The sequence below is a fragment of the Moorena sp. SIO4G3 genome (assembly GCF_010692305.1).
GTDB classification, from domain to species: Bacteria; Cyanobacteriota; Cyanobacteriia; order Cyanobacteriales; family Coleofasciculaceae; genus Moorena; species Moorena producens_A.
The window spans coordinates 35,581-58,641 of sequence record NZ_JAAHIG010000005.1 but is presented as its reverse complement, the minus strand read 5'-3'; the positions used below and the strand labels follow the sequence as shown (position 1 = coordinate 58,641).

Annotated in this window: 18 protein-coding genes, 1 tRNA gene and 1 pseudogene; 13 read left to right on the top strand and 7 right to left on the bottom strand. The window is 43.6% G+C overall.

Translation table 11 applies throughout. The features are described from left to right. Nucleotides 1-476: 476 nt before the first annotated feature. Together F6J99_RS01805 and F6J99_RS01800 are read left to right on the top strand one after the other, a co-directional pair. The gene (locus tag F6J99_RS01805) at nucleotides 477-944 is read left to right on the top strand and encodes a phosphate-starvation-inducible PsiE family protein (protein ID WP_293111455.1); all 468 of its coding nucleotides are present in this window, start codon (nucleotides 477-479) and stop codon (nucleotides 942-944) included. Nucleotides 945-964: 20 nt separating this feature from the next. Beyond that, on the top strand, nucleotides 965-1,429 hold the full coding sequence (locus F6J99_RS01800) for a nitrate reductase associated protein (RefSeq protein ID WP_070396420.1): 465 nt from the start codon (nucleotides 965-967) through the stop codon (nucleotides 1,427-1,429). Between the two features lie 83 nt (nucleotides 1,430-1,512). On the opposite strand, the gene F6J99_RS01795 is transcribed toward F6J99_RS01800, so the two are convergent. Both F6J99_RS01795 and F6J99_RS01790 read right to left on the bottom strand, forming a co-directional pair. Next, a complete protein-coding gene (locus tag F6J99_RS01795; protein WP_293111454.1) occupies nucleotides 1,513-2,907 on the bottom strand; it encodes a CBS domain-containing protein in 1,395 nt (464 codons plus the stop codon). Nucleotides 2,908-3,319: 412 nt separating this feature from the next. Next, entirely contained in the window at nucleotides 3,320-3,685 is a 366-nt protein-coding gene (locus tag F6J99_RS01790; protein ID WP_070390647.1) for a recombinase family protein, read from the bottom strand. Between the two features lie 208 nt (nucleotides 3,686-3,893). Between F6J99_RS01790 and trxA the strand changes: the two genes are divergently transcribed. After that, nucleotides 3,894-4,214: a thioredoxin gene (trxA, locus tag F6J99_RS01785; RefSeq protein WP_293111453.1), complete on the top strand. Its 321-nt coding sequence runs from the start codon at nucleotides 3,894-3,896 to the stop codon at nucleotides 4,212-4,214. A 101-nt stretch (nucleotides 4,215-4,315) separates the two neighbouring features. Further along, on the top strand, nucleotides 4,316-4,642 hold the full coding sequence (locus F6J99_RS45380; RefSeq protein ID WP_365972417.1) for a hypothetical protein: 327 nt from the start codon (nucleotides 4,316-4,318) through the stop codon (nucleotides 4,640-4,642). A 105-nt stretch (nucleotides 4,643-4,747) separates the two neighbouring features. Here the strand turns inward: F6J99_RS45380 and F6J99_RS01775 are convergent, their stop codons facing one another. Further along, a complete protein-coding gene (locus tag F6J99_RS01775) occupies nucleotides 4,748-6,649 on the bottom strand; it encodes a protein kinase (protein ID WP_293111452.1) in 1,902 nt (633 codons plus the stop codon). Nucleotides 6,650-7,129: 480 nt separating this feature from the next. Between F6J99_RS01775 and F6J99_RS01770 the strand changes: the two genes are divergently transcribed. Together F6J99_RS01770 and F6J99_RS01765 are read left to right on the top strand one after the other, a co-directional pair. After that, entirely contained in the window at nucleotides 7,130-8,047 is a 918-nt protein-coding gene (locus F6J99_RS01770; RefSeq protein WP_070390652.1) for a TIGR04168 family protein, read from the top strand. Between the two features lie 81 nt (nucleotides 8,048-8,128). Then, a tRNA-Ser gene (locus F6J99_RS01765) sits at nucleotides 8,129-8,213 on the top strand. 167 nt (nucleotides 8,214-8,380) lie between these two features. On the opposite strand, the gene F6J99_RS01760 is transcribed toward F6J99_RS01765, so the two are convergent. Beyond that, nucleotides 8,381-8,935 (bottom strand): Dps family protein, encoded by a 555-nt coding sequence (locus tag F6J99_RS01760; protein WP_293111451.1) that lies wholly within the window; start codon nucleotides 8,933-8,935, stop codon nucleotides 8,381-8,383. 314 nt (nucleotides 8,936-9,249) lie between these two features. On the opposite strand from F6J99_RS01760, the gene F6J99_RS01755 reads away from it, so the two are divergent. Further along, a complete protein-coding gene (locus F6J99_RS01755; protein ID WP_293111450.1) occupies nucleotides 9,250-9,807 on the top strand; it encodes a (2Fe-2S) ferredoxin domain-containing protein in 558 nt (185 codons plus the stop codon). A gap of 314 nt (nucleotides 9,808-10,121) precedes the next feature. On the opposite strand, the pseudogene F6J99_RS01750 reads toward F6J99_RS01755, so the two are convergent. Then, a pseudogene (locus tag F6J99_RS01750) lies at nucleotides 10,122-10,475 on the bottom strand (molybdenum cofactor biosynthesis protein MoaE); the annotation flags it as partial. Between the two features lie 426 nt (nucleotides 10,476-10,901). Between F6J99_RS01750 and F6J99_RS01745 the strand changes: the two are divergent. The 3 genes from F6J99_RS01745 (at nucleotide 10,902) to F6J99_RS01735 (ending at nucleotide 18,312) form a co-directional block, all read left to right on the top strand. Then, nucleotides 10,902-15,473, top strand: coding sequence for a PAS domain S-box protein (locus F6J99_RS01745; RefSeq protein WP_293111449.1), 4,572 nt, complete (start codon nucleotides 10,902-10,904; stop codon nucleotides 15,471-15,473). Nucleotides 15,474-15,699: 226 nt separating this feature from the next. Then, a complete protein-coding gene (locus F6J99_RS01740) occupies nucleotides 15,700-16,164 on the top strand; it encodes a response regulator (RefSeq protein ID WP_365972413.1) in 465 nt (154 codons plus the stop codon). A gap of 9 nt (nucleotides 16,165-16,173) precedes the next feature. Next, entirely contained in the window at nucleotides 16,174-18,312 is a 2,139-nt protein-coding gene (locus F6J99_RS01735) for a response regulator (RefSeq protein WP_293111448.1), read from the top strand. A 237-nt stretch (nucleotides 18,313-18,549) separates the two neighbouring features. Here the strand turns inward: F6J99_RS01735 and F6J99_RS01730 are convergent, their stop codons facing one another. Next, nucleotides 18,550-18,675 (bottom strand): hypothetical protein, encoded by a 126-nt coding sequence (locus tag F6J99_RS01730; protein WP_293111447.1) that lies wholly within the window; start codon nucleotides 18,673-18,675, stop codon nucleotides 18,550-18,552. A gap of 643 nt (nucleotides 18,676-19,318) precedes the next feature. On the opposite strand from F6J99_RS01730, the gene F6J99_RS01725 reads away from it, so the two are divergent. Together F6J99_RS01725 and F6J99_RS01720 are read left to right on the top strand one after the other, a co-directional pair. After that, nucleotides 19,319-19,507, top strand: a complete 189-nt coding sequence (locus tag F6J99_RS01725; protein WP_293111446.1) for a hypothetical protein — start codon at nucleotides 19,319-19,321, stop codon at nucleotides 19,505-19,507. Nucleotides 19,508-19,728: 221 nt separating this feature from the next. Further along, nucleotides 19,729-20,379: a response regulator transcription factor gene (locus F6J99_RS01720; RefSeq protein ID WP_293111445.1), complete on the top strand. Its 651-nt coding sequence runs from the start codon at nucleotides 19,729-19,731 to the stop codon at nucleotides 20,377-20,379. Nucleotides 20,380-20,400: 21 nt separating this feature from the next. Here F6J99_RS01720 and F6J99_RS01715 read toward each other — a convergent pair whose 3' ends face one another. Then, nucleotides 20,401-20,574 carry a hypothetical protein gene (locus tag F6J99_RS01715; protein WP_293111444.1) on the bottom strand — a complete coding sequence of 58 codons (174 nt, stop codon included), beginning with the start codon at nucleotides 20,572-20,574 and terminating at the stop codon, nucleotides 20,401-20,403. A gap of 94 nt (nucleotides 20,575-20,668) precedes the next feature. Here F6J99_RS01715 and F6J99_RS01710 point away from each other — a divergent pair, with 94 nt between their 5' ends. Further along, on the top strand, nucleotides 20,669-22,015 hold the full coding sequence (locus tag F6J99_RS01710) for a hypothetical protein (RefSeq protein WP_293111443.1): 1,347 nt from the start codon (nucleotides 20,669-20,671) through the stop codon (nucleotides 22,013-22,015). Nucleotides 22,016-23,061 lie beyond the last annotated feature (1,046 nt).

The window sequence follows — 23,061 nt, the reverse complement described above, 5'->3', positions numbered from 1 at the left end:
GGAGATAGGGGGGATTAAAGCTAATAAAAAGTTATTTTTAACCTGAAAAAAAACCTCTCCCCAGCACCCCAGCTCCCTTTCACCCGTAGAAAAAGACAATTTATTCCTGAAAATGAAACAGCCCTGCCCTCTGACCCCTCTTCCGGTCTATTCTCCCTCTGGGGCTAGTGAACTAAGGAACTTCGTCAAGTGTAGTGGGATCAGTGACCAATTACCAATTACCAATTACCAATTACCAATTACCAATTACCAATTACCAATTACCAATTACCAATTACCCTCAATCATTGCATGAATCAGCAACGCCCTCCCTCTTGTTGATCGTCTTGGCTTTATGAAGTCATAGAGATTGCGATAGTTGAACATCGGAGGTGGCCTCAGGGAAAGGCAACCACGAGATTGACTGATCTGTTAGGTTAATACCCCGTGGAAGTGTTAAAATCAACCATCATCTGTCTTTTTACTAACCTATTCCTATGAGGCGGTTAAGACAACTCTTCCAAAAACTTAGAGATGCAGCCAAAGATGAGAATTTCTTATACGGGCTAAATCTGTTCGAGGGGTTTGTTTCCAAAGTTCTCTCTTTGGTGATGGTGGTGGTAATTTTGGTTGCACTTAGGAGCCTAGTTATCTCACTATTTAAAGAAATAACTAATCCAGAAGCAATAGTTTTGAGCAAAACACTTTTCAAAATATTTGGACTGTTTCTAAATATTCTTATTGCACTAGAAATTTTAGAGAATATAACCGCTTATCTGCGAAAACATGTTATTCAACTTGAGTTAGTTGTTGTTACGTCTTTAATTGCCGTTGCCCGTAAAATTATTATTCTTGACCTTAAAACTACTTCTGGAAGCCAGGTAATTGGATTAGCAATTGCAATTATATCTCTATCAATTAGTTACTGGATTATCCGCAGTACTAGCACGAGAAAACATTATTAATGAATAAGTTTGAGAATACTATGACTAATTTTTTTCAATTTGAAGCGGATTTTGTGGATTCCTTACGGTGTATTCCTATGCAAGTGCGGATGAAATTAGACACTTGCGGCATCAAACTTAAACTGAGCCACTGGCATCAGTTTAATCAACACGAGCGTCAGCAACTGGTAGAGATACCCTGCACTACGACTGAGTCAATCCAAAAGTATGGAGACTATGTTCAACACCTAGTTATAAACTATACAGGAAAACCCGCTTCTAATTTACCTGTTGATCCCCAAGCTCCCTGGATGAATTCTCAGGTAATTCCATCTACCGTGGCGGAAAAAGCTATGGAATTGGGAGTTGTAGTAACTACTCAACAGTGGGCAGAACTAACTCCTATCCAACGTTTTGCCCTGATTAAACTGACGCGCCCTAGTCATGAAAACAAAAACTTTTTACCAGCACTCAAGGAATTCCAATTAGTTTTTGTTAACCGTTAACCTACCCAACAAGGGACGCCTACGGCGAACACCGTTCAACAAACTCAGACCAAGTCAAATATGTCCCTTAAATCTGGATTAGCTTAACTGCTAGAAGTACCTACCTGATCTACCACCACCTGATCTCGACAAGATAGGTTAAGGGGTTTCTGTATTAGCTCTCGCATTTGATCAAGATTATCTAAGGCTGAATTAAGCTGGCTTTGACGTAATTCTGAGGATAGGTTAGATTGCTTAAGTAGGTTCTCTAGAATAGCTTGAGTAGTGTTGAGCAGGATACACAATTGATAATTTTGACTGGTACCCAAGTTACTATTGGGGTAATTGAAAGCCTCACACTGTTGGGAAGTATTTAATCCTTGACCCTCTATCGGTTGTGACAAAATCACGGTTAGTTCTCTGTTTTGGTCTCTGTTTTGGTCTGTATTGGGTGGCTCTGATTTATGATTAACACTATCTCCTGATAAAGCGATCGCATTTTCTGGCACCTCCCCAGATTCCTCACCAGGGGTAATGGCTTTGTGGGATTTGTTAACGGATTCTTTGGCTGGGTCTAATTGCTCAACGGTTTGCTGCAATGTCTCCACAATGCCATACATTTCCATTGGGTCAAACACTCGCAGCAGGGTTGTTTGGGTCACAATACCGATTCCTTGACCCCAATTCCAAGACACCACCAATCGCCGCACACGACGCTTTTGCATTTCCTGATGAGCTGTCCATAGAGAATCCTCCGGACTCAGCAGAAATAAAGGTGTACTCATCACATCCTGAGCCTGGACTTTAGACAAATTCAGCTTGAGAGACTGAAATTGGACAATATCCCGCTCTGTGACAATCCCCACTGGCATACAGATATCCTCTCCATGGTCGGAGGTAATCACCACACAACTAACTCGGTGGTTATTCATGAGTTGGGCTAAACTCAATACTGAGCCAGTGGGAAGGGCATGAACCACCTGAGGGGTCATCACTTCTGATACTCGCCGTAACTTGAGCAGATTGGCTGGTCGCAATACCTGGCGAATTCGCTCTGGTGAGACAACACCCACGAGCTGACCGTGATCATCGACAATTGGTAAGTGGCGAATCCGATACCGACGAAATATGAATAAGGCGGCAAAGATATCCCGACACGAAGTTTGAGGAAACGTAATCACCGGCTGTGCCATGACCTCAGCTACTGTTACCTCTTGAAAGTTAATGCCATTAGCCGTGAGCCGGACAATATCGCGCTCAGTAAAGATTCCCAGCAACTTGTCTGAATCCATTACCAAAACGCAGCTAGACCGTGGCTCACGAATGCTGAGCTGGTCTGATGGTGAGTATAAATTGGGCAATGAACAACTTTTGCCTCCCTCCTGACTCATCAAAGCAATTACGTCGATTAGGAGGGTGTCAGGAGCAACGATCAAAGGCTGATGATCTATTGCCTCTTCTAGGGTTGGGGCGCAGATAAGTCGATCGTTGAGTTGCATAATTAATTTGATACGTGAACTTCCGTGACCTACGACCGCCGCCAACCGCTACACACTATGGCGCTGGTGTATTTACTGAGCCTGGGTTTTTTTAGAGGGATGTTACAGACAAATCCCGCAAACGCATAAATAATATGCACATAACTTGTATAAAGGTATATAATAAATAGATGTTACAGCAAAATCATCTTTAACCCTTATATGACATAGCTTTTGGCTTTTATAGGTTGCCAGGGATACTGGGACTTTCACCATTTGGGCTTAGGGGCAAATAATTAGGCATTGCTGACCTAGCTTGGCAATTGTCCGATGGGATTGTCTGATGGGATTGTCCGATCAGGTTCCCTGGCTTATCTAACGTTCTGTTTAAGGTGTTCTAACTACTTTACCAGCTTGGAGCTTACTGATTTACTTACTGATTTAAGTTCCCTTGACTGGGGTTTTGAGGCAAACTAGACACCCTAGGGGTTCTACCGTATAGCCGGTCTAAAACCCGCTTAACCGAGATCCGTTTCCACTGCTGACCACGCTTGGTTGTATAGCCATGGTGATTGAGCCAGTTAGCGATTTGTTGTAATGACTTGCCCGATTTATGGTGACGGCGAATTAACTCAATTACATGCTGTTCTTGGGGATCATCCACTAACTCACCATTTAGGGCGCGTTGACCGAAGGCCGGTGAACCATAACCTGCATAGCCACCCATAGTTGCCTTCGCTTGTCTACCTTGGTTGAGCCTTTCGATCAGGCTATCCCTTTCTAATTCCTCAGCAGCCATAATTTAATGCATCAAGCAACTTCATATAACCATGGTAAACCAAACTATAGCCTTAGCCATCCTGGTTATTACAGCTATTCAAACCGATTAACCGCCCTTCTTTATTAAAGGAAGATAAAAGGGGTAACCATCTTGACTGTTATTGACTTTTACCCTTTACCGTTGACTATAAATTTGTGGTAGTTTTAAAAAATTTCAAGAATATATCATGAGTACAGTTGCTTACATCAAAGACAGTGAATTTGATGCACTTTTAACCTCTGAAGTTCCAGTTGTCGTTGATTTTACAGCCCCTTGGTGTGGTCCATGTCGTAAAATTGGTCCTTTAATGGATAAACTTTCTGAAGAGTACAAAGATCGCGCTCAGGTAGTAAAAATCGATATTGATGCCGACAAAGCTACTGCAAAAAAATACAGTATCCGCAGCATTCCTGCGGTGCTGATTTTTAAGGGCGGTGAAGTGGTAGAAACTATTGTAGGAGTTGCTGACTATGAAAAATTTACTGCCGCACTTGAACAGCAACTTTAGGTTTAATTAAAAACATAAAAATTTAAAAAACTTTCTGAATTCTGAGTTTAAGTCTGACTTATTTCCTTCAAGCCATGACATGTAAATGAGGAGAATCGGCAATGGAGACAACTCAATCAGTCCGATGTCCCAACTGTGGGAATATGGCTCAACGTCACTACTTAATCGGTTCTCAAGCATCACATTATGCTTGTGCTGGAGATCAGGTCACCAAAACTGAATGCCCAGTTTGTGACTATTTAATGGTAATGTGTTCTGTGAGCGGTAATGTGATCGAAGCTTACGCACCAGGTAGACAAGTTATGGCTAATTCGGGCAAATTTCCCGAAGTAGTGCACAAAGAAAGTCCTGCTTTTATAGAAGTAGCAATGAATCGCAATCCCAGGTTAGTGGCTAGTAGTAAATATCAATTAACTACTGTAGGGTAAAACAAGTAAGCTATCAGCTAATAGCTGATAGCTTACGGCAAAAGGGCACTGGGATATATCTTTTTTGTTTGATTTCAATAATAGACAGTTTAACGGCACAATAGCTTATCGAGCATACTGCTGAATTGTGGCTTGAGCACTGGCATAGACGGAGGTACCTTTAGGAATTTGTTTCAAATAATCCAAAGCCTTAGTGTAGTTCTTTAAAACAGCTTGGTTATAAGCCATCTTTGAGAGATACTTAGCCCGAATTTCTTGCTTAGCGGTATAGTCAACAATTTTTTCCTGAGCCTTAGGATAGGCATCGGTATCTTTAGGAATTTTTTTCAAATATACCAATGCACTGGTAAAGTCTTTCTGAGCAGCTCGATTGTAAGCCTGCTGAAGAAGGAAGTTTGCTTTTATGTTTCGCTTTTGAGTGTACTCCGGAATTTTTTGTTGAATTGTAGCGTAGGCTTTTGTTCCCTTTGGGATTTGTTTAAATGTGTTGAGTGCACCAGTAAAGTCTTTCTCGATAGCCTGCTTGTAAGCCTGCTCTAGTAACTGGTAAGCTTCCTTCTCAAGACTGGCTTGAGCTTGGCTGACCATAGGTTGTATTTGCCGTTGCCAGAAGACAATATTAGGAATCTGACTAGCCTGCTCAACTACCTCTACCCATTTCTGTTGCTCAAAGGCGGTTTTGATCTGGGGGAATAGGGCTTTGGCATCTTGCCAATCTCTTTTCCACTGAGCGATCGCATTTTGAGCATCTTGATAGTTTTCACTATCTTCCGGTATCGATTTTACCAGCTTCAGCGCTGCGTCTAAATCCCCTTGCTGGTACTTTTCCTCAGCCTGTGCTAGCTTAGTTTCTGCCTGGTTGCCACCCGATGAGAACAAGAAGCCTCCAGCTACTACTAACAAGGCTACAGATGCGGAAACTCCCATGGCGGTGAGATTAAGTCCACTAGACCTTCTGGTAGGAATAGTAGGCACAGAGGGATAATAAATGTCTTCTGTTTCCTCTGTTTCCTCTGTTTCCTCTGTTTCCTCTGTTTCCTCTGTTTCCTCTGTTTCAAGAGTCTCTGGTTCAATTGGCTCACCCAGATTATCGTCAGTTTTTTGTTTGTAGGGGTTTGGGGATGTTGGTGGTGCTGAAGACATTGGTAAGTTTATAGATGGTTTAGAACTAGTTAAGGAATGGAGTGACTCCAAAACCTGATCAGCAGACTGGTAACGGTCTTTGAAGTAATAGCGCACCATCTGCTGAATAATGCCAGCGAAATCTTTAGTGACTGTGGCGTAGTCCTGCCAAAGGGCTTCTCCGGTTAATGGGTCTTCTTCTAGGTGTAAGGGTTTGAGTCCTGTGAGTGCCTCAATGGCAATCATCCCTACAGCATATAGGTCACTACAGGGACGAGGTTTACCGAGAATTTGCTCTGTTGGTATATACCCGAATGCCCCCAAAGCCGCTATGGCACTAAATTGAACACCAACTAATGGTGTCCGTACCTGCTTAATACCGCTAAAGTCAGTTAAAACTAATTTGCTATCGTCTGATCGTCTGATCAGATTGTCTGGCTTGATATCACCATGAATCACCCCTTGACCATGGACAAATGCCAAAATCTCTAAAACCTCTTGTAGCAGATTGATTACTCTGCTTTCACTCCAGGGTTGATTGAGTTCCTCACTCAGGGGTCGTCCAGGGATGAAATCTTGAACTATGTAGAAGCTATGGTCAATTTCTAGGCAATCTAAAATTTTGGCAACTTGGTCATGCTGACAGATAATCTCCAAAATTTTAGTTTCACGATGAAATATATCTTTTGCAGCTTGCCAGGAGTCAGGGTCATCAGTAACCGGACGGAATTGTCTAACAATACATTCGGGATTTCCGGGTCGGTAAGTGTCTAACGCAATACAAGTTTGACCCCAGCTCACACGGTTAAGGATGTCAATAACTTGATAACGTCCATTGATTAACTGTTCTGGTCCTGCTCCTGGGCTAAACGCTAATCTAGACATACGCTTCTTACTAACCGCTTACGTTGATGTTTCCTGTGAAAGTGTTGATGCTGCTTCAGAGCAAGGAGAGCAATAGGCCGAAGGTGCCGAAGAATGGAAGAATGGAAGAATAAAGTATTTCTGATCTCCGTGATCTGAGCTATCTCCCGTATCTGCCCGTCAGACTAGATACTATTGAGCAGATTAAACAGCCCTAGGGGGGGACACAGAGTAGAGACGGTAGAATTTGCCAAGAGTTTCAGATCAGCCATCACGAATGCCTCAGATCCGTTAGAGACTCCTCAAGAAAAGTCACACTTAATGTATTCTTCAGCTATCAGCTGCTCGATCCGGATGCTCAGAAACAACCTCTGTGCAAAGGGCTGATGGGATAATGGATTAATGGGATAATGGGGTGATATGTAGTATTCTTTTTTCGATGTTATATTGCTGTTTGCCCTTTTGCCTTTATGCTGGAGAAGGGGCGATAGTAACATAAGCATGACCATTCATCAAAAACAATCAATCCAAATTGCTGTTGTTGGAGACATTCATCAACTGTGGGAAGCGGAAGATGCTATAGCTCTTGAGCAGTTGGGTGTGGATCTGGTCTTATTTGTCGGGGATTTCGGCAATGAGGCGGTGGATATAGTCCAGATGATTGCTGCTATTGACCTACCCAAGGCAGTGATTATGGGAAACCATGATGCTTGGTATACTGCCTCGGAATGGGGGAGAAAAAAGTGTCCTTATGACCATGAAGTAGAAGATAGGGTACAGCAACAGTTGGATCTACTGGGGTCAACCCATGTGGGTTATGGTTACCTTGACTTCCCAGATTTAAATCTCTCTGTAGTTGGCGCTCGCCCTTACAGTTGGGGCGGGCAGAGTTGGCGCAATAAGAAGTTTTACAGGGAACAGTATGGCATTAATAGCTTTTCTGAATCCGTTGAACGCATTTTAGCAGCAGTGCGTAGTGCGGCTTACGAAACGGTAATCTTGATCGGTCATAATGGTCCGACGGGACTAGGTGAGCAAGCAGAAGCTCCCTGTGGTAAAGACTGGTATCCTACTGGTGGTGATCATGGGGACCCGGATTTGGAAGATGCGATCGCAAAAACCTATTCCTTGGGTAAAAACATTCCCTTAGTCACCTTTGGTCATATGCACCACATCCTCAAGCACACCAAAGACCGACTACGAACCAGGATTGTTACTAGTCCGGAAGGGACTGTATACTTAAATGCAGCCAGTGTGCCTCGAATTATCGAAACCGATACAGACCGATTGCGGAATTTTTCGATAGTGTCTCTCAAAGGCGGTATAGTGGATAAAGTCTCCCTGGTCTGGGTGGGTAAGGATTACTCGGTGGTATCTAAAGAATTGCTTTATGAGGCTTCTGAGGCTTTGCTGGTATAAAAAAAAGTTTTATAACTTTGTTTTATAACTTTGTATAGATGGTCGCCATCCTGGCCAAGGATTGTTAATATAGATTTGCCCGGAGAGGTGGCAGAGTGGTCGATTGCACTCGACTTGAAATCGAGCGAGCCGAAAGGCTCCGGGAGTTCGAATCTCCCCCTCTCCGTTTTGAATTTGTTTACAGAAAAAAGTTGAGGGTTGACGGTCAACCCTCAACTTTTTTCTGTTGATGCAAAGCGCGAGTAGGGAAGGTAGGTTTAAGTAGGTTCAGTTGGTAGGCACTGCCCACCCTACGATTCATGACAATGGTGCAAGATCTCAGTTTAAGTAGGTTTAGTTGGCTGCATTGCCAATAAATCCCAGGACTAGGCTGTCTGGAGCCAGGAAATGACTCAAATGATAAGCTCGCTCTTCAGTCTTGAGCAAGATTTTCTCATAGAGATAGCGGGTGGCACGATCGCCCAGGCTTTCTGCTTGAGCAGCTTGACTGCGTACTAACTGAATGATTGACTGCTCAGCTGCTAAGTCATGCTCTACCATCTGGCGAGAGTTGTAAACTCCATCAGATTCAGGAGTGAAGCAGCACAATTCAGCTAATTTGGCAAAACTAGCGGCTGGAATTCCTCCTAGTCCATTCAAACGCTCTCCTAAGTCATGGACATGCTCTTGAGCATCGTCGTAGCTTTCTTCAAAGAACTTATGCAAGGAGTAAAACTCTGCTCCTTCCACAACAAAGTGGTGTTTTTGATATTGCAGGTACAACCCTTGGAAGCTGGCTAAAGCTATGTTTAATCCTTCACAAACTGGGGTGGTAACGTTTTTTTCCAGCAAAATTGGATTGTCAGCAATTTCACCAAAGGAGCGTAGTAGACCCTGAGTTGTAGACATAATAGTGTTCTCCGATTGTTCTCATTAAGTGTGCCTTATTGCCAGGCTTTTAAGTAGGCTAACACATATCATCTTATTTAATCTAGACTCCCAAATGTCGCTAATAACACAATTTTTAACTTTTCCAGAAGCTCTATTGACGATTATTTGTGATAAATTAGTTGAGATAGATTTTCGATTAGTCACGACTCCGTGAACGAAATTTTTCTTGGTACAATCGGCTTAAACCCAGCAGATTGCCAAGATTCAGTCCACAAAAATAGCCATTGTTAAGGTTGATTAAAGAAAAACCGTTTTCCTAGAGGTAAATAACTATGTCTAAGTTGAAAGAGCCAGTCTCAGAGTTTAGTGTAGTAGGACAGTTATTAGACTTTGTCATTAAGGATGGCTATAAAATCAAGTACTTAAGAATTACTGTTTCAAATATTGAATATTGGATTAAGTTATCTAAACCTCTGAGAAAGAGCTTGGATCCAGCGATTATCCCTGGGGCGTGGATTGAGGTGAGTGGCACCAGCAAACTAAAGCGCAAAACTCGAAAACTTATACTTAAAGCCTATGAGGTGAGCCTTGCTGCTCCCCCCCACCAGCAGCCAACAACTGTTTTGGTTCCCAAAACTCCCAGCCGGAAAGCGAGTATTTTAGTTTGTCAGAAATCCAGTTGCCGGAAACGGGGAGGTCAAGCGGTGTGTAATGCGATCGCATCGAGTTTAAAGGACCATGGTTTAGAAGACCAAGTCAAGATTAAAGAAACTGGCTGCCTCAAACAGTGCAAACATGGCCCTAACCTAGTGATGATGCCAGACAAAGCTCGCTACAGCGAAGTGGCTCCCCAGCAAATTCCCACCCTGATCGAACGACACTTTGTCTAAAACATTGCTCTAGTATTAATCATGGGGAGATCGGCAGGATGGTTTGATTCTCCTCAGCATGCCCTCACGCTAAAGCCTGGGGTTACACAAGCGAAGTCCACCTAGGTGACGAAATCTTCCCTTTATACTCGACACGGACATAAACTTTGCTTTCCCTCTCTTCTCCCCTCTGATTAATACCAAGTAGTAGATTATCGTCTCCGCCACCAGGTTGACCATCAACACCTGGGTTATAAACGTTGACCGTCACACCATTGAGACCCAATTCACCAAGGTTTTGGAGTCCATCACCATTATTATCAATCCAGACAANTAAAGGCTTCTGAACGATGAGGACAGCCAACGGCAACTAACACGCTAATTTCCCCAATAGTCAACCGACCGATGCGATGATGGATCACCACTCGATTCACATCAGACCATGAGGCACGAATTTGGGCAGCAATTGAGGAAAATACCTTTAATGCCATGGGCTCATAAGCCTGATACTCTAATGCTACCACTGGTTTACCATCAGTCTGATTACGGACTGTGCCACTCATCATCACCACAGCTCCATTAGCCGGATGATCAGCAAGGGTGTAGATTTCTGATAGGGATAAGGGAGCGATGGTGATTGAAAAACTATCTACCGTTTGCTTTTCAGTGATTTTGGGCAGGGGAGTCATTGCCTAAGACTTCTAACAAGTGTTAAGATTAGTAACAAATCAGCTATACTATAGTTTATTTATATTTGTTGCTTGGAATTAATCAATACCCAACCTTAGCGCCATGTTCCGATTTGTTTAAAATACTTTAAAAATTAGGAGCAGGTGCTCTAAATTCAGATAATATATCTAAATACTATTCAAATATTATTATTAAATCAGAAGTTTTTTTCCTGACAAGGGCAATGATGGCCTTTTGCCGGGCTATTTCTCAGTAGCCCACAAGCTTTTGCCGTCAGTCAATTGATGCTACCTATCCTTAACGTCAAGCTAATTCAAGTCAAGCTCGTCTTAGCTGATCAGTGATCAGTCTTGTCGTCTTGAGCAACAGCTAACCTAGGGCTGATCATAACTAGGGCTGATCATAACCCGTTTGGAGATTATTTGATGGCAGCAGAAGCAGAGGCTGATGAACCAATAACCCGGGCAGCCCAAAACTATTATAAAAGAATTATTGACCCTGATCTGCAACAAGCGTTTGATGATGTCACAGCATTAGCCGCACAAATTTGCCAAACGCCCATAGCTCTGACTACCATGATTGACAGTAGTAACAGTCAATGGTGTAAGTCTACTCTGGGATTAAATGAAACGTCAATAAGTCAAAATACCTTTTTATCCAGCCATCGGATAGAGTCAGCCTCAGTATTGGTAGTTCAGGATACCCTAGCTGATCAACGGTTTGCCACTGATCCCTTAGTTACTGCTGAGCCTCATATTCGGTTTTATGCTGCAGTTCCCCTAATTACCTCTGACGGATACCCTCTGGGAACACTTGCGGTAATGGATCAAGTTCCAAAGCAACTTCAGCCACAACAGTTAGCGGGATTACAAGCCTTAAGTCGTCAACTGATAAGCCAACTGGAGCTAAAACAACAGTTAGCAGATTTACAGCAGCCGTTTCTAGAAAACCAAGGTCTTGAACATGAATTACCCCAGGTTGACCAAGAACTCCTGGATTTTTTAGAAAATGGCTGCGTTGGTCTCCATTGCGTGGATAGCAATGGCATCATCCTGTGGGCTAATCAGGCAGAGTTAGATCTGGTGGGTTACAACCCCGACGAGTATATCGGTCACCACATTGCTGAATTTTACCTGGAGCAAGAGGTGATTGACGATATCCTGGCCAGACTAACAGAATCAGAAACCTTAAAAAACTACGAAGCCAGACTCTTGTGCAAAGATGGCTCGATTCCCCATGTGCTGATTAACTCTAATGTCCTCTGGAAAAATGGCAAATTTGTCCATACCCGATGTTTTACTCGTGACATTACTGAATGGAAACGGATCCAGGAAGAACGCGATCGCTTCTTTGACCTCTCGATAGATTTGCTGTGTATAGCGGGTTTCGATGGCTACTTTAAGCGCTTGAGCCCTTCCTTCACTAGCACCTTGGGTTACACCGAAGCGGAACTAACCAGCACCACGTTTTTCAATTTTGTCCATCCCGATGACCGAGGACCAACTAGGGCGGAAATGGAACAATTGGGGACTGGCATCCCTACTGTCTATTTCGAGAATCGCTATCGCTGTCAAGATGGGTCTTATAAATGGCTAGCTTGGGCTGCTTATCCTGTAGTTAACGATGCTTTAATTTATGCGATCGCAAGGGACATTACCGAGGCCAAACAAAAGCAAGCCAGCCTCGAAGAAAGTGAAGCTCGCTTCCGGATGATGGCTGATCATGCCCCAGTGATGATCTGGATGTCAGGCACTGATAAACTTTATAACTTTTTCAATCAGCTTTGGTTGAACTTCACCGGTAAGACCCTCGAACTTGAATTCGGCAAGGGCTGGGCTGAAGGGGTGCATCCTGATGACCTAGAGCGCAGCTTCAATACCTATGTATCCGCCTTCGACGCCAGAGAAAATTTTCGCATGGAGTACCGCTTGCGACGTAGGGATGGGCAGTATCGTTGGATATTAGATATAGGCACTCCCAGATTTACCCCCAATGGGGACTTTACCGGTTACATTGGTTCTTGCATCGATATCACTGAGCGCAAACAGGCGGAAGAGGCCCTGCGTAGACAGGCTCTGATTTTTGAAAGTATCTTCGATGGGATCATAATCACCGACTTAGCCGGTAAGATAATTGATTGGAATCCCGCTTCAGCGCGAATATTCGGCTACACGAAAGCTGAGGTATTGGGTACTAGTGTAGGGATTTTGCACCGACCGGAAGAGGCGACGGTTCTAACCGATCAGATTATCCAGGAGATGACCAGGTCCCGACGTTGGTCTGGGAAGATTCACTTTATTGGCAAAGATGGCAGGTGTGGGGTGTGTGAAACGGTGGTAGTACCTCTGTATGATCAGCAAGACAATATGGTGGCCACCATTGGTCTTAACCATGATATAACCGAGCGGGAGCAAAATCAGCAGGAATTGTATCAAAGCGAGGCTCGCTATCGCGCTATTGTCGAAGATCAAACGGAACTCATCTGTCGTTTCCGTCCTGATGGAACTCTTACCTTTGTCAATGCTGCCTACTGTCGCTATTTCAGCAAGTCAGAGGAAGAGTTGATTGGACAACGGTTTTTGCCATTGATTCCCAATGAGGATATCAAAAGGCTAGAACAGTGTATTACTTCTCTAAGCCCTGAGAATCCGGTAGAAACGGTTGAACACCGGGTGATTATGCCCACAGGAGAGATTCGCTGGCAGCAGTGGAGCGATCGTGCCATCTTTAATGAGCAGGGTCAATTGATTGAGCTCCAGGCAGTAGGGCGGGACATCACTGAACACAAGCACGCAGACGAGCAACTTTTGCAAAAGTCTCAGGCACTGGAAACCTTCAGTAACAACCTCAAACACCTACATCGGCTGAATACCACCAATTACCAAAACTTTGAGCTGCTTTATGCTGACTATCTGGAGACGGGATGTGAAATTTTAGGGATGCCCACTGGCATTATTAGTCAAGTACACCTTAATTCCTACACTATCCTGTCGGTCAGGTCTGATCTAGAAGGCTTAGTGGCTGGCTCAGAGTTTGAATTAAAAGATACCTATTGTGCTGTTGTCGTTCGCGAAAAAAAGACCATTGCCTATACTCATGTAGGTGACATGGAACTGATGCACGCTCATCCAGTCTACCAAACTCTAAAACTTGAGTCCTATATCGGGACTCCTATATTTGTCTATGGTGAAGTCTACGGCTCCCTGAATTTTTCCTCAACCCAGGTAAGAGAAACGGATTTCCAGCCTCAGGAACGGGAAATTGTAGAATTAATGGCTCAAAGTCTTGGTCGATTGATTGCAGCTCATCAAGCAGAAATAGAGCGCCAACAGGTAGAAGCCGCACTGCTCGAGAGTGAATCGACCCTGCGTAGTTTCTTCAACAGTTCCACACTATTGATGGGGGTTGTGGAACTTTTAGATGATGACATCCTGCATATTTCTGATAATAAGAGTACGGCGGATTTTTTCGGGACTACACCCGAGGCCATGCAGAATCGGTTAGCCAGTGAGCTGGGGGCACCCAAAACTCATATCCGTCGCTGGATTAGCCATTACCGAGAAAGCGAACGAAGCAATCAGCCCATTTCCTTCGAGTATGATCACACCACTGAAACCGATACCCGGTGGTTATGCGCCACTGTATGCCCAATTCCCGACACAACTACTCCTCGCCCCCGATTTTCCTATGTGGTGGATGACATTACTGAGCGTAAGCTTGCAGAGCAAGAACTCCAGCGCCAAAATCAGCGATCGCAATTGTTTTCAGAAATTACCCTGAAAATCCGCCAGTCTCTACAACTGGAGCAGATTTTGCAAACGGCTGTTACAGAAGTGCAACAATTTCTCAAGGCTGACCGAGTTGTACTCTTCCAACTAAGTTTTGATGGCTGGGGGAAAGTGGTTCAAGAAGCCGTAGTACCTGGTTGGCCAATCATGCTCGGACAAAGCATCGAAGATCCTTGCTTTCATGAAGAGTACCTGGACCAGTATCGTCAGGGAAGGGTTAGCAACATCTGTGACTTAGAAAACTCTGATATCCGAGCTTGCCATGTAGAAATGCTGCAACAGTTTGGGGTAAAAGCTAACTTAGTGGTGCCAATTCAGCAACAAGACAAACTTTGGGGTTTGTTGATTGCCCATCAGTGTGCCAATCCACGACAATGGACTAACTTTGAAAGTGAATTGTTGCAACAACTGGCGAACCAAATTGCTATTGCCTTAGCCCAAGCCCAGCTTTTAGGAACAGAAACCCGTCAGCGTCAGGAACTTGCCCGTTCTAATGCGGAACTGCAACAGTTTGCCTATGTAGCATCCCATGACCTGCAAGAACCCCTGCGCAAGATTCAGGCATTTGGCGATCGCCTTCAGACCAAGTATCATGAACAGTTAACGGAGCAGGGGCAGGACTACCTCAAACGGATGCAGAATGCCGCAGGACGGATGCAGGTGTTAATCAATGACTTGCTTAGCCTTTCCCGGGTGACCACTAAGGCAAGACCTTGGGTTGCCACTGATCTGGCTCAAGTGGTGCAAGAGGTACTCTCTGATTTAGAACTACGTATCCAGCAATCTGGTGGCGTAGTGGAAGTCGGTGAACTACATACTATTGAAGCTGATCCAGTGCAAATGCGTCAACTTTTGCAAAACCTGATCAGTAACGGACTTAAATTCCGACCAGCACCAAGAGGTAACGTCGTTAAAATTTATAGTCAACTGCTTCAAGAAAGTGTTCCCTTAAGTTATGGAGGCGCAACCGTTAATCAGCGTTGTCAGATTATAGTTGAAGACAATGGTATTGGGTTTAACCCCGAGTATCGCGATCGCATTTTCCAAACCTTTCAACGGCTCCATGGTCGCAGCGAATATGAAGGAACCGGCATCGGTCTAGCTATCTGCCGTAAAATTGTGGAACGTCATAATGGTAGCATCATGGCAGAAAGCACACCAGGACAGGGGGCTAGGTTTATTGTTACGGTGCCGATTAAACAAAGTTGAAGATTAAAGGTTAAAGGTTAAAGGTTAAAGGTTAAAGGTTAAAAGTTAAAGGTTGAACGCGAACGCGTGGCCTTTTGGCCAAGGTTAAACGTTAAATAATCAAAACATACTAGTAGTTGAGTGACTAATCAATAAAATACCTCAAATTTATCCCTTTATACTTCATAATACCTTCATATTTACTTTATAATTCCTTTATAATTTTTGGTCGAGGAGATAATGCTTAGTGAATGAAAGCCGAAATCCCGTGGTAATTCTAATGGCAGATGATGATCCGGATGATTGCCTTTTGGCAAGGGAGGCTCTCTTAGAGAGTCAGTTGACCAATGAGCTATACTTTGTCAGTGATGGCGAGGAATTGATGGATTATCTGTATCACCGTGGTAAACACACCCAGGCCAGCATGTCCCCTCGTCCAAGTTTAATCCTACTGGATTTGAATATGCCGAAAAAAGATGGTCGTGAGGCCCTCAGAGAAATTAGGGCTGACCCTAATCTACGAGTTATACCAGTTGTGGTGCTGACTACCTCAAAGGCTGAAGAAGATATTTATCATAGTTATAACTTAGGAGCAAATTCTTTCATCGTTAAGCCTGTCACCTATAGTTCCCTAATTGAGGTGATGCAAACGTTAAAAAAGTACTGGTTGGACATCGCCGAATTGCCCCCGGAAGGGAATAGACTGCCCTAAAAAACTACCATGAGTAAATGCTCACAACCGAAACCTAAACGTTCTGATGTTTCTTCTGATGTTTCTACTGTATCACTAAATACTGATCCACTCTCGACTATTTCCAAAACCGACCCTCATCAATGCTCGTTGATCACAAACCTGGCAAATTGCTTACCCCAATCAGAAGTTAGAAACCACTCTCGACTAATTTCCTTTTCAGAAGTTAGAAACCACTCTCGACTAATTTCCTTCGATTCCTTCGGTGCCAGACCAATGTACAACCTTTTGGTTAATGTATTACTCGTTGATGATGACGAAGATGACTATATTCTAACTCGTGATTTACTGTCGGAAAACCAGAGGACTAGATTTAGCTTGACTTGGGTGGAGACCTATGCTAAGGGCTTAGAAATGATTGGTCAGAACCACCATGATGTTTATCTACTGGACTACCGTCTTGGTGAGCATAATGGACTTGAACTCCTGGGTGAAGCCATTGCCAGGGGGTGTACAGCACCGATTATCCTCCTCACTGCCCAGGGAGACCATGAGGTTGACATGGAAGCCATGAAAGCTGGGGCAGCAGATTACCTGGATAAGAGTCAGCTCAGAGCACCTTTACTAGAGCGTTCCATCCGCTATGCCCTTGAGCGCCAGCAAGCACAACAAAAAATTCGGGAACAAGCGGCTTTGTTGGATGTGGCAACCGATGCCATTCTGGTTCGGAATCTAGACAATACTATCTCATTTTGGAATAAAGGGGCCGAGTGTCTCTATGGTTGGCAGGCAGCAGAAGTGATTGGGAAAAAAGAGCATCTACTGCTGTACGAACAAGCACCAGCTGACCTAGCCGAGGCAGACCAAAGTGTTGCCAAAACAGGGGAGTGGTATGGTGAGTTGAATCAAGTCACCAAAGATGGCAAAGAAATTATTGTTGAAAGTCGCTGGACTTTGGTGCAAAATCCTCAGGGACAGGCCAAATCAATCTTGATTGTCAATACTAATATAACTGAGAAGAAACAACTGGAAACTCAGTTTCTCCACGCTCAGCGCATGGAGAGCATTGGTACCTTAGCTGGGGGCATCGCCCATGACCTGAACAACTTATTAGCTCCTATTCTAATGTCCGCTCAACTGTTGCAGCTTAAAATCTCAGATCAGCGGCATGTGCAACTCCTAAAAACTGTAGAGAATAATGCTAGGCGCGGGGCTGGTTTAGTCAAGCAAGTTTTATCGTTTGCTCGGGGTGTTACAGGTCAACGAACGGTTTTACAAGTCAGGCATTTGATTCGGGAAATTCGACACATTATCCTAGAAACATTTCCGAGATCTATTGAACTGTCTACGGATATAGACCCCAATCTTTGGTCTGTATCTGGAGATGCCACACAACTGCACCAAGTGTTGATGAACCTCTGCATCAATGCTCGTGATGCTATGGTTGATGGTGGAACCTTGACATTGTCTGCCCAAAATATTTTTTTAGATCAAAACTATGCCAGGATGCATATTGATGCTTATGTCGGTCCCTACATTGTGGTGACCGTTGCTGATACTGGCATTGGTATTCCCTTGAAAATACAGCCAAGAATTTTCGAGCCATTTTTCACTACTAAAGAAATCGGTCAAGGTACAGGACTGGGTTTGTCTACGGTCAGAGGTATTGTTAAAAGTCACGGCGGTTTTGTGAATGTGTATAGTGAAGTGGCCGTAGGTACTCACTTCAAAGTATATTTGCCAGCAGTAGAACACTCTCCAATTCCTGTCGAGGAAGAACTAAAACTACCGACAGGAAACGGTGAGTTGATTTTAGTGGTGGATGACGAAGCCGCTATTGGTGAGATTACCAAGACTTCCTTAGAAAACTATGGCTATAGGGTGATGAGTAGCAGGGATGGTAGGGAAGCGATCGCACTCTATAGGCAACATCAGGATGATATTAGCTTGGTGCTGATGGATATGATGATGCCAGTTATGGATGGACCAGCAACTATCCTTCGATTGCAAGAAATTAACTCCGAGATCAAAATTATTGGCATCAGTGGGTTGCCTATCAGTGATAAAGTCGATGCGGCGGCTGAAGCTGGAGTTAAAACCTTTTTGTCTAAGCCTTACACCGCTAAGGAATTATTGCAGGCTATTGATCGTGTGCTTAAAGGTCATTAATTTTTAGATCGCAGTTCTCAATTTGGTGAGTACAAAGTTATCGGTTTTAGGGAGCAGGGAATAGGGAATAGGGAGCAGGGAGCAGGGAGCAGGGAGCAGGGAGCAGGGAGCAGGGAGCAGGGAGCAGGGAGCAGGGAGCAGGGATAATAAACATTTCTTAACCTTTACTTCGACTGCTCTAATTGTTAATTAGAATTGTTAATTATTGATTTTAGTTGTTAATTTTAATTATTAAGTTTAATTCCCATTTTCCATTTTCCATTTTCCATTTTCCATTTGCATAGCTTTTCCCTTTAATACTAAGTTGCGGTCAAAGGTACAACTTTCTCTTCCCCCAATCTCCCCATCTCCCCATCTCCCCATCTCCCTATCTCCCTATCTCCCTATCTTCGGAAGAGCACACCTCTTCACCCCAGTCACCNTGTAGTATCTACAATATCACCGTAGAAGGGGTAACCTATTCTAGGAATAGGTCGTTTCCATTGGCAGAGACTTCTTGCTTACCAATAGAGGCATTCGCCTTGTCAAGTTTTTCAGGTGTAAAATTTTCCATTGTAGCGGGACATGCCGGACATACATACCCTCCTTTTGAAAGGGGGGTGTTTGGTGGTTCGGCAGCATTTCGCTCTTTTAGGAGCACATGCTCCCTCTCTTTTCTCGGGAGTAGGTCAAAGTTGCAGAACAAATGAACTATATACCATCAGAGCAAGCTAAAACCCATGAGGGGGCTATAAATTTAGTACTAATGTTGCTGCATAAGTGACATGCTCCCCTTTTCTCACTCTCCGGGAAGGCAATCTCTAGAAGGCTTATCAGTCAATCAATACAAGCTATCCTATTAGAAAAACTTGGATACTGTATTTATTGCTAGAAAAAAATCTGGCAATCGTTTCCGGCGGAGATTGTCGGTGGTTGGATTGTTATACAGTTTTCTGGTATAGCACTACCCATTAAAGTGTTTGACATTGATACAAGCTGAAAACCTTGTGTAGTAAACTTTTGCCTCTTGCCTATTGCCAATGCCATTGCGCGTAGCGCTATATTTAGCGCTGAACACAGGAACTTAAACGATAGCTTTGAGAAAGTTTTAAAACAAACTATAGGAGAAGGTGATATGGTCAATGCTAGCTATGATCCGTTAACAATCAAGATTTCCCCAATACCCTCACGGGGTGACAACAAAGCTCAAACCTAGATAGGTGGAACGGTGTTAGGTTTTAGGTGTTGGGAAAAATGAGCGCATCGGAGTCATTTGTATTTCCCAGCAATTGAAGCAATTTTCACGCATACTTCGTCAATGATAGTTTTAATCAATCCATCCCGCCAGGGCAATTTTACCTAACACCTAACCCCTAAAACCTAACCCCTGTAAGATTTTCAATTAGCTTGTCACCCCCTGAGCCCAATACCAGTAACATGAAGATTTTAGTAGTAGATGACCACCAACTAATTTTGAATGGAACAGTCAACGAGCTAAGCCAACAGTATCCAGACGCAGAAATAGTCAAAGCAAAAACCGCACAACAAGCTCAAAATGAAATCGCTAATTCTAACTTTGACCTTTTGGTGATGGATTTGTGTATACCAGAAAATCCAGGAATGACTTCCCAAACTGATACTGGTATTTACTTACTTCAGAAGTTACTAAAAAACTATCCCCAACATAATTTCCTGGTGCAAAGCAGTTATGTCAAGGCACTTGTACGAATCAAACATGATATTGATAACCATGAAGGTGGCTTTGTAATTGCAGAAAAGGAACTTTCGGAATCGGAAATGTTAATCAGGGTTGACTTAGCACTAAAAGGAGCAACCCATACAAGAGATATTAAAACTGGATTGGAACTGAAACCAGAATGGTTAGACGTCCTGAAACTAGCCTCTGAGGAAGAATTGACAGATAAACAAATCTCTGAGCGCATGTATAAATGTGAACGGGCGGTGCGTACCTATTGGACGAAAATCCAAGATGTTCTCGGTGTTTATCCCCAAGACTGCAAGCAAGAAGGTAAGAATATTCGGATTACAACCCTGAATCGAGCCAGAGAAGAAGGACTAATTGATTGATTTTTGACTAATTAAACTATTTCAATAATTGTGTTGGTATATATAGCAATTATTATACCCATGAGGTACAATAATTGGTTTTAGGGAGCAGGGAGCAGGGAGCAGGGAGCAGGGAGCAGGGAGCAGGGAGCAGGGAGCAGGGAGCAGGGAGCAGGGAGCAGGGAGCAAGCCTTTCCAACCGTAGGATACGAACAAAACCAGCACGTAAATGTAAAAGTGACTAAGTCCCAATACGACGGGGACATTACCCCAGCAGCAGCAAAAACTAACATCCAGAATCAGCTGGGAGGTGGCTGACTTACTGCGTAAATGGCGTTTAGCCCACTCGTTAGAGGGCAAAAAAGCATCCCCTTCCCTTGCTACCTTAGATCACCCCCCTATTTTTCCACCCATCAGGCTATTCTGGCGATTGATGGCGTGGGTGCAAACTAGTCCTGTAGCGATCGCAATTAATCTTTTCGGGGAATCGAGGATCATTAGCGCTACGCGCACGCTACGCGAACGAGCTGTTTCCAAGGGTCAATCAGCCACCTCTCATCACCGACAACTTAAACCCAAACCATTCCAGCTATCACCTTCTAGCCCAATTCAAGACCTATTAACTTTCCTGGATAACAAATTGCTAGAACTGGAATCACACCAATTAGGACCAGGATCTGAAGTGGTAGTTAAACTGATGCAAGCCCTACAAAAACCATTTATTAAGCCTAATAGCTCAGAGGAGGTAACGGCAGGGTCTGACACTAACCGACTTAAACTCTTAAGCTTAATCTATGCTGCGATTGACTATTTCTTTGGTAGAAAACCATCTAACTTTACTTTGAGTGGTTCCTCAGAGCAATCCGAAATTTCTTCTGGTTCTGGAGAGGGTTTAGCAGGAGCAAACAGCAATGATTTATACCCAGAAGTCCATCAGCTATCAGAAGATAATTCCGCTCCACTTTCCCCGTCATTAAAACCATCCAGCTCAACACCATCTCGGTCTAAATCAGATGAATCTGACCCTTGGTTATCCTATAACGATTTATGGGGCAACCCAGATGGATCTGACCACTCGCAAAATTTATCTTCCTCAACCTCCAACTCCGTAAATCAGGCAGAATTACCGGTTGCTAATCTTCAATATAGACATCAGTTACCAGAAGGATTCAACAGCAAGATTCCTGTGAAGTCAGAAAAGTCTATTTGGACCCTCTTTAAGCGATACCTGAACTTACTAAAGGCTCCAGGTAAGCTGATTATATCGAGAAATAAATCCTCAAACGTTCAACCCAAACCATCCATCACCCAGAATACAAATTCCAAGACTGAAAAATCACCAGACCTATCGCAAATTCAGTCGAATTTAGGAAAAAATAGTCCCAAAAAATCTAAACATCAAACTCTAGCAGTTGTTAATTCTGGTAGCAACAAGGTTAACGGATCTAAGGGAGAAGAAAATAGTGCGATCGCTAACTATAGAAACGATAGTGATGTAGAGCCAGATCAAGACTGCATTGACACTAAAGCAACTCCAGAAGGATATATTAAGCATCCTTTAGAACGAGTGTTAGAGTGGTTAGACATCACCATGCTTTGGATAGAAGAGCTAGTGGTTAAAATTTGGCGGTTGCTGCAACGGTTGTGGCCATTTTGAATAGAAGGGAATAGGGAATAGGGAGTAGGGAGTAGGGAGTAGGGAATCGGGAATCGGGAATCGGGAATCGGGAATCGGGAATCGGGAATCGGGAATCGGGATCCTGTTCCCTGTTTCCGAAAACCAGAAACTCTGTACCTCACCACATTGAAAACCGCTAGATCAGCAATCAGCAATCAGCAATCATTGTGGAACGGGCATCTTGCCCGTTGCCTGCTGCATGTTTACTGCCGCCCACGCTAAGGGAACAGCAATATAGCACTACGCATTAAAGTTAGGACATTGATAGAAGCAGCAAAAGCTAATGCACATGAACTTTTGCCTCTTGCCTTTTGCCTTTTGCCTTGCGCGTAGCGCTATAACTTAGGTAAAAACATTCCTGTGTTTTCCTTATACACTTTATAGTCAGCCGCAAAACTACTAGCTAAAAATTTAGCTTCTTCTTCGCGAGCAACTTGATAGTAGAGAACAAACATTACTACTACTGTGATTATTAGCCAGAGTTAATTAGTAACAAAAACACCAGGTAGCAAACAAAGTAGGTAGGATGTGTAAAAAGGATTACGAATGAATTTATAGGGGCCAGTGGTAATGATATGGTTTGGTAAATCATCGGAATAGCAAACAGACAAAGGCTTATCCTTAGTTGTTTTCACTGCCCACCAAAATAAAACTAGTGAGCTGATATAGATGCTCAGTCCCATTAACCCTAGGATTAAATTACTTTCTTCCGTAAGAACGATCATACTGACCTGTAGAAATATTAATGGTATCCAGAATACAACAAGGATCCGTACAGCATTTGGCATGCCGTTAGGGCGAGTAAATAAAGCCAAGCCTGCCCAAATAAAACTGATTAAACAAGTTGTTAATAAGATTAGGGCACAAGATTTTAAGACTAGCATGATGTTGGCTCTTCCGTACTTGTTATGCTAAATTAACACTTTGATGAAGGGAGCAGGGAGCAGGGAGCAGGGAGCAGGGAGCAGGGAGCAGGGAGCAGGGAGCAAGGAGCAGGGAAGAAGGAAAAAATAATGTGTACCTCA

What these genes read in the sequence shown, in the direction of transcription:
- F6J99_RS01805 (WP_293111455.1), top strand. Translation starts at nt 477, where the DNA reads ATGAGGCGGTTAAGACAACTCTTCCAAAAACTTAGAGATGCAGCCAAA.
- F6J99_RS01800 (WP_070396420.1), top strand. Translation starts at nt 965, where the DNA reads ATGACTAATTTTTTTCAATTTGAAGCGGATTTTGTGGATTCCTTACGG.
- F6J99_RS01795 (WP_293111454.1), bottom strand. Translation starts at nt 2,907, where the DNA reads ATGCAACTCAACGATCGACTTATCTGCGCCCCAACCCTAGAAGAGGCA.
- F6J99_RS01790 (WP_070390647.1), bottom strand. Translation starts at nt 3,685, where the DNA reads ATGGCTGCTGAGGAATTAGAAAGGGATAGCCTGATCGAAAGGCTCAAC.
- trxA (WP_293111453.1), top strand. Translation starts at nt 3,894, where the DNA reads ATGAGTACAGTTGCTTACATCAAAGACAGTGAATTTGATGCACTTTTA.
- F6J99_RS45380 (WP_365972417.1), top strand. Translation starts at nt 4,316, where the DNA reads ATGGAGACAACTCAATCAGTCCGATGTCCCAACTGTGGGAATATGGCT.
- F6J99_RS01775 (WP_293111452.1), bottom strand. Translation starts at nt 6,649, where the DNA reads ATGTCTAGATTAGCGTTTAGCCCAGGAGCAGGACCAGAACAGTTAATC.
- F6J99_RS01770 (WP_070390652.1), top strand. Translation starts at nt 7,130, where the DNA reads ATGACCATTCATCAAAAACAATCAATCCAAATTGCTGTTGTTGGAGAC.
- F6J99_RS01760 (WP_293111451.1), bottom strand. Translation starts at nt 8,935, where the DNA reads ATGTCTACAACTCAGGGTCTACTACGCTCCTTTGGTGAAATTGCTGAC.
- F6J99_RS01755 (WP_293111450.1), top strand. Translation starts at nt 9,250, where the DNA reads ATGTCTAAGTTGAAAGAGCCAGTCTCAGAGTTTAGTGTAGTAGGACAG.
- F6J99_RS01745 (WP_293111449.1), top strand. Translation starts at nt 10,902, where the DNA reads ATGGCAGCAGAAGCAGAGGCTGATGAACCAATAACCCGGGCAGCCCAA.
- F6J99_RS01735 (WP_293111448.1), top strand. Translation starts at nt 16,174, where the DNA reads ATGAGTAAATGCTCACAACCGAAACCTAAACGTTCTGATGTTTCTTCT.
- F6J99_RS01730 (WP_293111447.1), bottom strand. Translation starts at nt 18,675, where the DNA reads ATGGGGAGATGGGGAGATGGGGAGATTGGGGGAAGAGAAAGTTGTACC.
- F6J99_RS01720 (WP_293111445.1), top strand. Translation starts at nt 19,729, where the DNA reads ATGAAGATTTTAGTAGTAGATGACCACCAACTAATTTTGAATGGAACA.